At 34.4% G+C, this 14,425-nt stretch carries 8 protein-coding genes, 1 rRNA gene and 1 pseudogene (1 of these 10 running past the window's edge); 8 read left to right on the top strand and 2 right to left on the bottom strand.

Features of this window, described 5'->3' with window-relative positions; genetic code table 11:
• Positions 1-3 precede the first annotated feature (3 nt).
• The 3 genes from purD (at position 4) to ACXGQW_RS06145 (ending at position 3,573) form a co-directional block, all read left to right on the top strand.
• Positions 4-1,278: a phosphoribosylamine--glycine ligase gene (purD, locus tag ACXGQW_RS06155; RefSeq protein WP_457821090.1), complete on the top strand. Its 1,275-nt coding sequence runs from the start codon at positions 4-6 to the stop codon at positions 1,276-1,278.
• A gap of 219 nt (positions 1,279-1,497) precedes the next feature.
• Entirely contained in the window at positions 1,498-2,316 is an 819-nt protein-coding gene (locus ACXGQW_RS06150; RefSeq protein WP_457821088.1) for a type IV pili methyl-accepting chemotaxis transducer N-terminal domain-containing protein, read from the top strand.
• Between the two features lie 198 nt (positions 2,317-2,514).
• Entirely contained in the window at positions 2,515-3,573 is a 1,059-nt protein-coding gene (locus ACXGQW_RS06145) for a glycosyltransferase (RefSeq protein ID WP_457821086.1), read from the top strand.
• On the opposite strand, the gene ACXGQW_RS06140 is transcribed toward ACXGQW_RS06145, so the two are convergent.
• A complete protein-coding gene (locus ACXGQW_RS06140) occupies positions 3,554-4,594 on the bottom strand; it encodes a sensor histidine kinase (protein ID WP_457821084.1) in 1,041 nt (346 codons plus the stop codon). The genes ACXGQW_RS06145 and ACXGQW_RS06140 overlap by 20 nt on opposite strands.
• Complete coding sequence (locus ACXGQW_RS06135; protein ID WP_457821082.1) at positions 4,584-5,276, bottom strand: response regulator transcription factor; 693 nt, start codon at positions 5,274-5,276, stop codon at positions 4,584-4,586. The genes ACXGQW_RS06140 and ACXGQW_RS06135 overlap by 11 nt, the downstream gene beginning before the upstream one ends.
• A 203-nt stretch (positions 5,277-5,479) precedes the next feature.
• Here ACXGQW_RS06135 and ACXGQW_RS06130 point away from each other — a divergent pair, with 203 nt between their 5' ends.
• The 5 genes and pseudogenes from ACXGQW_RS06130 to ACXGQW_RS06110 form a co-directional block, all read left to right on the top strand.
• Positions 5,480-8,263, top strand: a complete 2,784-nt coding sequence (locus ACXGQW_RS06130; protein ID WP_457821080.1) for a TonB-dependent receptor domain-containing protein — start codon at positions 5,480-5,482, stop codon at positions 8,261-8,263.
• Positions 8,264-8,467: 204 nt separating this feature from the next.
• Positions 8,468-9,511 carry a hypothetical protein gene (locus ACXGQW_RS06125; protein ID WP_457821078.1) on the top strand — a complete coding sequence of 348 codons (1,044 nt, stop codon included), beginning with the start codon at positions 8,468-8,470 and terminating at the stop codon, positions 9,509-9,511.
• Between the two features lie 91 nt (positions 9,512-9,602).
• A pseudogene (locus tag ACXGQW_RS06120) lies at positions 9,603-10,314 on the top strand (3'-5' exonuclease).
• A gap of 312 nt (positions 10,315-10,626) precedes the next feature.
• Positions 10,627-12,072, top strand: coding sequence for a DUF3360 family protein (locus ACXGQW_RS06115; RefSeq protein ID WP_457821076.1), 1,446 nt, complete (start codon positions 10,627-10,629; stop codon positions 12,070-12,072).
• 967 nt (positions 12,073-13,039) lie between these two features.
• A 16S ribosomal RNA gene (locus ACXGQW_RS06110) occupies positions 13,040-14,425 on the top strand (it continues 137 nt past the right edge of the window).

Genomic DNA, 14,425 nt, shown 5'->3' with positions numbered 1-14,425 from the left:
AACATGAACATTCTTATTTTAGGTTCTGGAGGTAGAGAACATGCATTTGCAAAAAAATTAGTTGAAAGTAAAAAGTTATCAAAGTTATTTTTAGCACCAGGGAACGCTGGTACTGCTAAAATAGCTACGAACTTAGCTATTGATCCTACGGATTTTAAAGCCGTAAAAAGAGTTGTTTTAGATAACGATATTAAGATGGTTGTTGTAGGGCCAGAAGCACCTTTAGTAGCTGGAGTACACGATTTCTTTTTGGCAGATGCAGATTTGAAAGACATTCCAGTTATTGGTCCTAAAAAAGACGGAGCAGAGTTGGAAGGTTCTAAAGAATTTTCCAAGAAATTTATGTTTAAGCATGGAGTTCCAACTGCTAAATACGAGGCCTTTACTAAAGAAACGGTAGCAGAGGGACAAGCGTTTTTAGAAACGTTAAAACCACCATTTGTACTAAAGGCTGATGGATTAGCAGCAGGTAAAGGTGTTTTAATCATAGACAATTTAGAAGAAGCGAAGGCTGAGTTAGCAGATATGTTAACCAACGAAAAATTTGGAGCAGCATCTTCTAAAGTAGTAATTGAAGAATATTTGGATGGTATAGAATTGTCCGTATTTGTACTAACAGATGGAAAAGATTATAAAGTGTTACCTTCGGCCAAAGATTACAAAAGAATTGGAGAAGGAGATACGGGTTTAAACACAGGTGGAATGGGAGCTATTTCTCCAGTACCATTTGCAGATAAAGCTTTTTTAGCTAAAGTAGAAGAAAGAGTTGTAAAACCAACAGTAGATGGTTTACAAAAAGATGGGATAGATTATAGAGGATTTATCTTTATAGGGTTGATGAATATTAATGGAGAACCATTTGTAATTGAATACAACGTACGTATGGGAGATCCTGAAACAGAAGCTGTATTACCTCGTATTACATCTGACTTATTAGATTTATTTGAGGGAGTAGGTAATCAAACTTTAGCGTCTAAATCTTATGAAGTAGACCCTAGAACGGCAACTACAGTTGTTGTTGTTTCTGGTGGATACCCTGAGGCTTACGAAAAAGGAAAAGTAATTACTGGAACAGGTAACGAGGAAGATTCTATTATATATCATGCAGGAACTACGGTCAAAGACGGTGAAGTAATTGCTGTAGGAGGCCGTGTGTTGGCGGTTACTTCTTTTGGTGATGATATTCCGAGTGCTTTGGCAAGATCATACAAAACGATAGATAAAATTTCTTTTGACAAAATGAATTTTAGAAAAGATATTGGGTTTGATCTAATGTAAAATTAAATCAACATAAAACCCAAAGAGGGCTTTAGTATTTATACTAAAGCCCTCTTTTTGATTAGTAAATTAACTTATTTATGTGTTTTAAGATAAGATAAATTGGTTAGCGTTAATTTAATTCAAAAGGTAACATTTATCATTTTTATTAATATAATGTTTTGTTAACATAAAATTAACATATATATTTGAGATATATTCAATAATAAAAAATCAAATATGAAGAAATTAGTTTTATCGATTACGCTGTTAGCTACGTTTATCAGCAATGCTCAAACCATCAGTAAATCAGAATTTATCAACACTGCAGGTAAGCAAAGAATGTTGTCTCAGAAAATTGCCAAAAATTATTTGGTCATGTCTTTTGATGAAAAAGATATTGACTTTAAGGCAAGTTCAAAAGTGCTTATAGATTTTAAGATTGCGAGTTCAATATTTCAGAGGAATTTAGAGGTTTTAAAGAAAAATCTAGAAGCTTACAACAAAGATTTATTGAAGGTTTTGGACAAAGAAGAATCCAAATGGAAAGAGTTTTCTGAGGCTACAAAAAAACCAAAAACTCCAGAAAATGCAATCAAAGTATTAGAGTTATCTAGTGAATTACTTAAAGTTTCAAATGACGTGGTCATTGAATCTGAAGCTCAGTTCTTGCAATCGAGTAACGATAAAGATTTGATTAAATTGGTAAATAAGTCTGGAAAGCAAAGAATGCTATCTCAGCGTTTGGCTTTACTCTTTACTTATCAAAAATTGGAGAAGTATATTGGGAAAAAGCAAAGAATAAAGACTTTGGATTTAGATGCAGTTTTCGACAAAATGGATTCAGATATAGGTGAATTGATGGTAAGTGAATATAATTCTGCTGCAAAGACAGATGATATCATTGGGGAAATCTCTGTTGAGTTTGATATTCTTAAGTCTAAAAGGAGTGACTTTGTTGAGGGAAATATAGATTTGAATGAAGTTATTGAAGTAACCAATAATTTAACGAGATTGTTTAACGATTTGACTTTTGCGTATTCTAAAATTGAAAAGTAATATTATAAGTATTGTTTTTATAAAAAAAACTTTGTCTATCACTAGGCAAAGTTTTTTATTTTCTACCAAATTCAATTCATATAAAGATATTCAGGTAGAAGTTTGACTTTGTGTAATTTTTTAGATTGGAATTTGTAAAGTAGCAAATGCTTTAAGTGATGAGCCTTTTGTATTTTAGAGATTCTTAAAAACCCGTGATTGAAAGCCATCAAGAAAAATAAAATAATTGTAGCTCCTTTGAATTGGGGATGGGGTCACGTATCTAGGTGTATTCCTATCATTAGAGAAATACAAAAATTAAATTTCATACCCGTTGTTGCTTGTGACGGTGATGCTTTATTGTTTCTTAAAAAAGAATTTCCATCAATCGAAACGATTGAACTAACTGGTTATAGAATTAAGTATGGTTCTTATTTTAAACTGAGAATGCTCTTGAATCTACCTCATATCATTTATGGTATTTGGAAAGAGCATAAGGAAATTAACCATTACATATCACAGCGTTCAAAAGAAGTGGCTGGTCTGATATCTGATAACAGATTGGGAGTTTATTCCAGCAAAGTAAAGTCTGCTTATATCACACATCAGTTAAACATCAAGGCGGGACTGTTATCTGTTTTGGTCAATAAAGTCCACCATTATTTTATAAAAAAGCACAATGTTTGTTGGGTGCCAGATGAGCCGTGTAATTTGTATACAGGAGAGCTTTCTAAAAACGAAAATTTGGAATTTAGATACATTGGCATTTTATCTAGATTTGAGAAATCGGTAACCACAAAAAAATACGATTTGCTAGTATTACTTTCAGGAGTAGAGGGACAGAGAGTGATTTTAGAGCGTATACTTTTAGAGGAACTCAAACATTATCAAGGTAAAGTTTTGTTTGTAAGAGGAAGCTTTAAAAAACTGGATCAACAGGTTTCTGATCATATTCAACTCGTAGATTATATGAATTCTGAAGACTTGGAAAAAGCGATACTGAGTGCTGATATGATTTTAAGCAGATCGGGATACAGCACAGTGATGGATTTGATAAAACTAGAAAAGAAAGCTTTTTTAATTCCTACACCTGGACAGACGGAACAAGAGTATTTGGCGAGTTATTTAAAGAAAAAACAGTTGTTTGATTATTGTCATCAAAAGGATTTTACAATTGATAGGATTCAAAATAGAAAAGATGTTTGCCGTTTTAATCAGAACCACAAACATCTTTTAAAAGAGGAGTTAGATGCGTTTGTTAAGCTTTTTCAAGCGTAAAATAAAAGGTAGATCCCTCTCCAATATTACTCTTTACGTTAATGGTTTGCTCATGCGCTTCAATAATGTGTTTCACAATAGATAATCCAAGTCCAGAACCTCCTTGGTCTCTAGATCTGCTTTTATCAACTCTGTAAAAACGTTCAAAGAGTCTAGCAATATCATGTTCTTTAATTCCCTCTCCGTTATCAGAAACTTTAATGCAAATCTTTTCTTCATCCAAATAGCTTACGGATACAATGGTGGTTCCTCCAAAGCTTCCGTATTTAATAGAATTCATCACCAAATTAATGAGCACTTGCTCTATTTTGGCTTGGTCTGCAATTACAAATACAGGAATGTCATAAAATTGATCAAGAGTAAGTTTGATGTTTCTCTTCTTGGCTTGCATTTCAAGCAAATCAAATACTTTTTGAATCACCTGAATGATGTTGAAAGTATCGCTTTTTAGTTTTAAGTCGTTGGTTTCTAATTTGGTAATTAAATCCAAATCTCCAACAATTTCGCTCAGTCTCTCAATAGCGTTATTGGCTCTTTTAAGATATTTTTCTCTAATCTCTTTGTTTTCAGCAGCACCCTCAATAAGCGTTAGCAAATATCCTTGAACGGTAAAAAGAGGAGTCTTTAATTCGTGAGCTACATTTCCTAAAAAATCACGTCTGTAATTCTCTCGAGAATTAAGTTTGCTAATTTCTTTTTTCTTTTTGTAGTTATACTTTAAAATATCACGAGTTAAAAAATCAAACTCATCTGCATTAATATTGACGTTGGTAATTCTTTTCTTTTTTAAGCTATTTACCTGAGTGTATATCTTGTTAATCCTGTAATTTATATAAGCTTCCATCCCATTGTTAATGACAATGATTAGAATTATAAACAGTATTAAGGATAATACGCTTAAAGCTTTATAATGAATAATAGGCTCTGTGATGTACATAAATATCAGCAAAGCAATGTCTATACATACAATTAAAATGAAAGCAATAGTTACAGAGAAAAAGAAAAAGTTTTTAATTTTCATTCAATATAAACTTATATCCAACTCCTTTAACAGTTTTAAAGTAATCGTCACCAATTTTTTCTCTCAATTTACGAATGTGAACATCAATAGTTCTATCTCCAACAACTACATCGCTCCCCCAAACTTTTTTCATAATAGATTCCCTGTTAAATACTTTTCCGGGTTTGGATGTTAGTAAAGAAAACAATTCAAATTCCTTCCTTGGGAGTACTATTTTATTACCGTCTTTAATGACAATATACTCGTCTCGGTCAATAATAATCCCTCCTAAATCAGTACTATTTGCAATTTCGTTACCCTCTTTTAATCTTCTTAAAAGAGATTTAATTTTACTGGTAAGTACTTTGGGTTTAATAGGCTTGGTAATATAATCATCAGCACCAGCATCAAAACCAGCAACCTGACTATAATCTTCTCCACGAGCAGTAAAAAATGAAATAATTACATTACTTAGCTCAGGAATTTCTCTAATTTTTTCGCAAGCTTCTACACCATCCATTTCAGGCATCATTACATCCAACAAAATTAAGTGGGGTTGAATTTCTTCGGCTTGTTTTACAGCCTGTATACCATTTTCGGCAGTATAAATATCATAACCTTCTTTTTTTAAATTGTACCCTACAATTTCTAAAATGTCTGGTTCATCGTCTACAAGAAGGATTTTGATTTTGTTTGTGTCCATTTTACTTTATTGTTAATCCTACCAAAATTAAGGTTTTCTAATATACGAAATAGGTTTTAACAATCATTTAACCTAATCAATATATTAAACTAATACGAGTTGGTTTTTAACATTATGATAACATAACGTTAATGGTATCTTATGACTTTTAAGGTATTATTTATAGATTTTTGCACTTTCAAAAAACAAATATATCATTGATAATGAGAAATTTATTAGTTGCTTTTTTAACATTAATAACAGCGTTAACTTACGCGCAATCAAAGGGTAAGATTACGGGAAACGTAAAAGACAAGGATTTAGGTTTAGAGCCTTTACCTTTTGTAAGTGTTTATGTAGAAGGAAATACACAAGTAGGAACTACTACAGATTTTGACGGTAATTACGCTTTGCCACTATTGCCAGGGAAACACATCATTGTTTTTGATTTTGTAGGTTACAAACCTGTTAAGAAAGCAATTAATGTAGTAGCGGGTAAAACTCAAAACATATCTGTGGTGATGGAAACTTTAGCAGATGCTTTAGATGCTATTGTAATTACTGCGGTTACCAATAAAGAAAGTGAAACTGCTTTAATTGCTGAGCAAAAAGAGGCAGTCAGTATTATTGAAAGTATTGGTGCAGAACAACTGTCTCAGCAAGGAGTATCTGATGCAGCGGAGGCGACTACGAAAGTTGTGGGGGTTACCAAATCTGCGTCGTCAGGAGATGTTTTTGTTAGAGGTTTGGGGGATAGGTATTTATTAACTACGTTAAATGGCTTACCCATTTCATCAGACAACGTAGATAAGAAAAATATCAATTTAAATTTATTTTCAAATGATATTATTCAAAATGTAGGTATTAGTAAAACTTATTTAGCATCCACTTATGGTGATCAAACATCTGGTAGGGTGGATGTTACTACTAGTGTATACAATGATAAAGATTTCAAGATAAGCTTTGGTACAGGTATAAATTCAAATGTAGCAGAAAACTTTTCGAATTTTAGAACTACGCAAAATTTGAAGGATATTAATTTTTTAGGATTTTATAATCAAACACCAAATGTTTTAAGTACAGTAAGAAATGAGTCGTTCGATCCCGAATCTCTAGATTTTCCCTTAAACTATAGCTTATCAATATCTAAAGGTTACAAGTTTAATACTAAGATTGGAGATTTAAAACTATACACTACGCTTTCTAATGAAAGATCATTTGATTATGAGACAGGTGTATTTCAACAATACAACGCTAATAATTTAACAGATTCTTATACAGATACGGAATTATTTGAGTTAAGTAGCACCACTACTGGATTGGTAGATTTTAGTTTAAAAATCAATAGTGAAAATAACTTACAGTGGGTAAATTTATTTGTAAATAAAGTTAAAGATCAACTTTATGAGTCAGGAAGGAATGGAGAGGGTTTTAAACTAGATAATCAGCCAAGAGCCGACGTAGGAAGTTTTCTTAGAGATCAAAATTTGAAAGAGACTCAAATATTTGTATCTCAACTTTTAGGTATACATAATTTAAAAGAAAACAATACATTAAAATGGGCAACAGCATTTAACTATTTGATTGCTGATGAACCAAATAGAATTAGAAATGAATTTGTTATTGGTGATGGTACTACAAGAACAGATAATACACCAATAGGAGTTATTGCTCCATCTACTAATAACAATTTTCAGCAAAGAAAATTCTCTCAAGAAGTTGATGATATTGAGATAAGTGCATTTATTAAAGATGAGATTGGAATAATTCAAAAAGAAAATCAAAGTTTAAAATTAAACACAGGTATCGACGTTAGATATAGAACACGAGAATTTGAGTCGGTATTCGTAGGATTAGATGTTAGAAATAACACACTTTCTTCTCTGGACAACTTCTCAGTGATAGCTAACGAACAAAATTTTGCTAGCGGAAGTGTAACCGCCATAACAAGACCTGAAGACACGTACTCTGCAAGGCTTTTGTACACGGGGGCTTATTTAACTACAACATATAATATTAATAAGCTGACGGTTAACTTAGGATTACGAGCTGAAAGGAATCAAATTGAAGTAACGAGGTTCGATGTTACAAACTTTTTTAATAGAGAAACTAATACACCAAGAATAGGTGATGCAGGTGATACTTATAGTAATCTTCTGCCACAATTGGATTTAAAATATGAAGTGATAGAAAACCTTAATTTTAGAATGTCTTTGAGTAAAACCTTTACACTACCTGAGTTCAAAGAGTTGGCTCCTTTTCAATATCAAACACCTACCGGTAGAACTATTGTTGGTAATCCAGATTTACAACCATCAACAAACTATAATGTTGACACTAAATTGGAGTACTTTTTCTCTGAGGATGAACTATTTTCTTTAACAGGATTTTATAAAAATATACAAGACCCTATCAACTTTACTATTCAAACGGGAGCTGCAGGGAACTTTACTTATGCAAACACTGGAGAAAAAGCGCTTGTTTTTGGATTAGAAGCAGAAGCAAGGGTTAATTTGTTGAAAATGGACGATGATAAGCTACGATTCATTGGAAATATTTCTTACACAAACCATGAACAAGACTTGTTTGAGACTTTCCAATTCAATAACAGAGAAACTTCAGGTTTAGCAGGGGCTTCTGATTGGATTATTAACGGAGGTTTAAATTACAATTCGGGAAGCGAAAACGAAAAATTCAACTTAAATCTAACGGGAAATTACTTTTCTGACAAAATTTTTGCTGTGGGAGCTCCTAGAGATCAAGCTAACAGAAATTTACTTTTCAATGAAGAAATCATTGAAGAAAGCTTTGTCACTTTAGACTTAGTGGCAAGTAAAGTTTTTAACGACTTTACCATAAAGTTTGCAGCTAAAAACATCTTAAACCCTAACATTGATCAAACACAAGATGTTTTAAATTTAACGGATGAAACAACGATAACAAATGAATTAGTTTCCAGATATAAAAGAGGAGTAGACTATAGCTTATCTTTAAGTTATAAATTTTAAGCTATAAACTTTTGCTGATAATAAAAAACGCAGAGATATTTAAATATCTCTGCGTTTTTTATTATTGTAACATTAGATGACTATTTTTTTAACATTGATAGATGGTTTTTAACTCTTATTTAACAATCAATTAACGAGCTAACAAAATAGACATCGTTTCTTTGTGTCAACAAAAATTAAATTTAAAATCTAAAATTATCAAAAATGAAAAAATTAGTATTATCAATGTTAGCAATTGCTTCACTAGTATTTACAAGTTGTAGTGATAGTGATGATGGTCCAGGTAGTGGGAGTCAATTGGAAAACCAATTACCAGGTAATATTGTTGCAGATTTAACTTTAGATGCGTCAATAAAATATAACTTGACTGGAGCTACAATTGTCAATCCTGGAGTAACTTTAACAATTCCAGCTGGTACAAAAATTGAAGCTTTAGCGGGTGGGACAAGTGTATATTTAGCTGTGTTAAAAGGAGCTGATATTGTTATTGAAGGAACTAATACTAATCCTGTTGTAATGTCTTCTGCAAATGGAGAACAAGGAGATTGGGGAGGATTAGTTATTTGTGGAGATGCCACAACAACTGAAGGTGTTGATGCTACTGCAGAAATCGCTGGTTTTTCTTATGGGGGAACTAACGACGAAGACAGTTCAGGTTCTATAGAGTTTTTAGTAATGAGAGGAACTGGAGCAGCCATTAACTCTGATTCTGAGTATAATGGTATCTCTTTCTATGCCGTAGGTAGTGAAACAAAAGTTGAAAACATTGCAGTAATTAATGGAGCAGATGACGGTGTTGAGTTTTTTGGAGGTACTGTTAATGCAACTAATTTATACTTAGAAAACAATGATGACGATTCAGTGGATTGGACAGAAGGATGGAATGGTACTGTAACTAACACTTACATCTCTCATACTGTTGCTGGTTTCTCAACTGCTTTCGAAGCAGACGGAATTAATGGTAACCCTAAGTTTGATAATGTAACAGCTATTTCTACTCAAAGTGGAACTGCTTTACAGTTTAAGAAAACATCAGGTGCTACAATCACTAACTTATTCTTAGAGGGATACGGTGTTGATATTGATCTGAGAGAAAACGGTACTTTAGCTGATGTACAAATTGATGCTGCTGATGCTAATGGAACTATAATTGATGCTGCTGCATTGACTTATACCTTATCTGCAGATCAAAAAGATGGAACTAAAGTAGATATTTCTGCATGGACTTTTAGAAATGCCAATCTGTAATCAAGCATTTTATAAAATATTATCAACCTCACCTTATTAAGGTGAGGTTTTTTCATGCCTATATATTTCATAACTTTTACTAAAAAAAGTAATGAAAGAAAACATCTTATTTCTAGATATAGAAACAGTGCCACTCTACGCAAATTTTAATGAGGTGCCTAAAGTTGAGCAAGAACTGTTTGCCAACAAAACAGCCTATAAAAGAGGAGAAGAATACACAGCAGAAGACTTTTACGATAGCGCAGGTATTTGGGCAGAATTCGGCAAAATAGTATGTATATCGGTGGGTTATTTTGTGAACTCCCAGCTACGGATAACCTCTTTTGCATCTAAAGACGAATTAACTATTCTAAATAATTTTAAAACTTTACTAAAACAGTATTTCAATCAACCTAAAAATGTGTTGTGTGGACACAATTCAAAGGAATTCGACATACCTTTTATCGCCAGAAGAATGATTGTTAATGAAATAAAACTACCTAGTCAGCTTCAATTGTATGGTAAAAAACCATGGGAAATCAAACACTTAGATACCATGGAGCTGTGGCGTTTTGGAGATTATAAGCATTACACTTCTTTAAAACTTTTAACACACATTTTAAGAGTGACCAAGTCCTAAAGGAGATATCGATGGAAGAGAGGTCTGTAAAGTGTTTTACAAAGAAAATAATTTGCAACGTATCATAAATTACTGCGAGCAAGATGTGTTGGCTTTGGTAAGAGTTTATCAAGTACTAAATGGTGATAAAATGATTCCTGATAAAGACGTTATTTTTGTTACAACCTCTAATGAGCAAAATTGATAGGAAGACAAGTAAATCCCAATACTCAAAATACGACGCTCCAAATCCACTAAACACAAAAACCTGATATAAATTATGTTCTCAAATCAGAATAATTTGCACCTAACGAGAATTCAATATATTAAATAAAAGATTTCAAAATTGTCATTTCGAGTAATCTGCAACAGGTAATTGTATCAAGAAAAGCAACTTTAAAACAAAAAATATACTTTATACTCTACAAAAAAATATAAATAACTTTTATACTCACCATATTGAGTGTTTTATAGCAATATCTTTATATATTTGATTTTTTCGCAATAATTATAGTAAATGAATAAAGAATCGTATAAAATCAAAAGGAAAAATTCAAAAGAATTCAATACAAGAAAAGAATATTTAGAACATGAACTTTCTATTTTAGATTTTAGAAAATGGAGAGTAAATCTACCTTTTAGAGATTATTCTATTGAAATTGAAGATATTGTTCCTGGATTGGCTGCAACAATTGGTAAAGTAGTAATGGTAACTGCTGTAGTAGCAGCATTTGCAGCTCAATATGGTTTAACACCAGAATTTATAGCAGAAAACGTAAGGTATGAGTTGTTAATTGCAGGGGGATTGTTTGTCATACTTTTTTCAGCAATTTTAAATCCCAACGCGAATTTGGCAGGAACTCATGGACCTATGATTCCTTTAATCCCAATCATCGCTATGTCTGGAGGACATCCGCTGGCTTTAGGAGTTCTAATAGGAGTGTTCGGAATTTTGTTAAGTATCACCAAAGGGGGGTCTAAGTTAATGACGCTAACAGGTATAGGAGTCAGAGGAGGCTTGTTAATTTATCTTGGGGCCATAGGTCTCATTAGTCAAATAGGTAAATTTGAGAAATGGGCTATATCCAACAACACCAGTACTATTTCTTTTGTGATTATTGGAGTAACTATCCTGTTATACGCTTACCTAGCCAGAATAGAAAAAAGATGGTTAGCCATTCCTTTGTGTTCAGTAATAGCTGGAGTTATTGCTTATGCCATGGGAGCTCATTTCGAATTTTCAACCCTACCAGGATTACCACACATGAATCCCAATTGGTGGTGGGGAGAAACCACCGGTTGGCAAATCGGATGGCCAAACTTAGGTCATTTTATATCTGTCATACCCTTCGCAATATTAGCAGTAGCCATGTGGCCTCCAGATTATCTAGGACACAGAGTTTTCCAAGAATTAAACTACCCTAAGGGAGCAGAAAAAACACTAATGGATGTAGACGATACCATGTCTGTCGCATCCCTTAGACAAATAGTAGGTTCAGTATTAGGAGGAGGTAACATCACTTCCTCATGGGGAACTTATATGATTCCTGCGGCGATTGCCAAAAGACCCATTCCAGGTGGTGCATTGTTAACGGCATTGCTATGTATAGTTGCATCCGTATTTGGATATCCAATGGATTTAGCCATGTGGGAACCAGTACTAAGAATTGCCTTAATTGTGGGAGTATTTTTGCCATTACTAGAAGCAGGAATGCAAATGGTCAAAAAACAGCAAGACTCTCTAAGCGCAGGGACATGTATTTTTGCTTGTGCATTCGTAAATCCAGTTTTTGGATGGGCGTTAACCATGTTTTTGGATAATATGGGACTGATAGGAGATAAACAGCGTGCTAAAAATATGTCTTTAAAAGAAAAATTAATAATTCCAGGAATTACGTTTATCGTATGTGCTGTGTCATTAGCATTAGCAGGTCAATTACCTGGAATTCCAGGGATATTTTAAATGGCTACCTCCTAATTCTTGATCGAATTTCCAAAACTATTTCTTTCGTTATTTTGTAGAATAAGGTTGTAGAATGTTTGTTTCAAGTAGCTTTCAATAGAAAATGATATCTAAAGTCAATTCTTTACTAAAGAATATAGCTAATGGTAAAATATCCTCATACCATTATGCATGTACTACTAAAACTCTCTCAAATCAAACCTAGATGAACTAAGAGTTTATGTATATTACTTAGGGCGTTCCCCTTGTGGGTCGGGCTATTCGCTATATCTTTTACTAGTTTTCGATACAAATTTATTCCGTTCCACTCCATAAATTCACTCAAACTGACCGTAAAAGGATGCCGCTACTATCCCTAACGCAAAGAGTAAAGTTTACCAAAGATATAAGACAGAAAAAAAATCATCAAATCATAACATTTTAATACAGCTCAAGAACTCAAAAATTTCCAACTTGACTACTGACTACTGACTACTGACTACTGACTACTGACTACTGACTACTGACTACTGACTACTGACTACCAACCACCAACCACCAACCACCAACTATCCACATTAATCCCCTGACTAGTAACCCACTAAAAAAAGAGATAAAAACTTCACAAAAAAACTATATAAAAACATTAAAATATACGTATGTTTGCAGCCCCTTAGTAGCGAGAACTATTTTAGTTATAAAGGGATAAGATCAGATACATGATACAGCATTTATTAAAGGAGCATCTCCTTTACAAACGAGTAAAAAAAAGATTTAGAAATAAATCAACAATTATTTGTTTGGGATTAAATAAAGTTAGTATATTTGCATCCGCTTAGCGAAGCAGCTAAGTTATTAAGTCACTATGTGACAAAGTTCATTGAGAAATTTGAAATTGACAGCGTAAATTAGAGCGTAAATTACATGACTAGATCATGAGATTTTTTTGAGCATCGTCTAAATATGCAGTGAGAGCTGTAAAAAAACAACGATGAAGAGTTTGATCCTGGCTCAGGATGAACGCTAGCGGCAGGCTTAACACATGCAAGTCGAGGGGTAACAGAGATAGCTTGCTATTTGCTGACGACCGGCGCACGGGTGCGTAACGCGTATAGAACCTACCATAAACAGGAGGATACCCTTTGGAAACGAAGACTAATACTCCATGGCGATATGATTTGGCATCAGATTATATTTAAAGATTTATTGGTTTATGATGGCTATGCGTCTTATTAGCTAGATGGTAAGGTAACGGCTTACCATGGCAACGATAAGTAGGGGTCCTGAGAGGGAGATCCCCCACACTGGTACTGAGACACGGACCAGACTCCTACGGGAGGCAGCAGTGAGGAATATTGGTCAATGGAGGCAACTCTGAACCAGCCATGCCGCGTGAAGGATGACTGCCCTATGGGTTGTAAACTTCTTTTATAGAGGAAGAAACGTGGTTACGAGTAATCATTTGACGGTACTCTACGAATAAGGACCGGCTAACTCCGTGCCAGCAGCCGCGGTAATACGGAGGGTCCAAGCGTTATCCGGAATCATTGGGTTTAAAGGGTTCGTAGGCGGGCTAATCAGTCAGAGGTGAAATCCAGCAGCTTAACTGTTGAACTGCCTTTGATACTGTTAGTCTTGAGTTATATGGAAGTAGATAGAATATGTAGTGTAGCGGTGAAATGCATAGATATTACATAGAATACCGATTGCGAAGGCAGTCTACTACGTATATACTGACGCTGATGAACGAAAGCGTGGGGAGCGAACGGGATTAGATACCCCGGTAGTCCACGCCGTAAACGATGGACACTAGTTGTTGGGCACAAGTTCAGTGACTAAGCGAAAGTGATAAGTGTCCCACCTGGGGAGTACGGTCGCAAGATTGAAACTCAAAGGAATTGACGGGGGCCCGCACAAGCGGTGGAGCATGTGGTTTAATTCGATGATACGCGAGGAACCTTACCAGGGCTTAAATGTAGGATGCATTGTTTAGAGATAGACATTTCTTCGGACTTCTTACAAGGTGCTGCATGGTTGTCGTCAGCTCGTGCCGTGAGGTGTCAGGTTAAGTCCTATAACGAGCGCAACCCCTATTTTTAGTTGCTAACAGGTCAAGCTGAGGACTCTAGAGAGACTGCCGGTGCAAACCGCGAGGAAGGTGGGGATGACGTCAAATCATCACGGCCCTTACGTCCTGGGCTACACACGTGCTACAATGGTAATGACAGAGGGCAGCTACCTGGTGACAGGATGCGAATCTTCAAACATTATCACAGTTCGGATTGGAGTCTGCAACTCGACTCCATGAAGCTGGAATCGCTAGTAATCGCATATCAGCCATGATGCGGTGAATACGTTCCCGGGCCTTGTACAC

The organism is Wenyingzhuangia sp. IMCC45533 (assembly GCF_054111225.1).
Note: the sequence above shows the minus strand (reverse complement) of the source record. Positions and strands in the feature narration are given on the sequence as shown.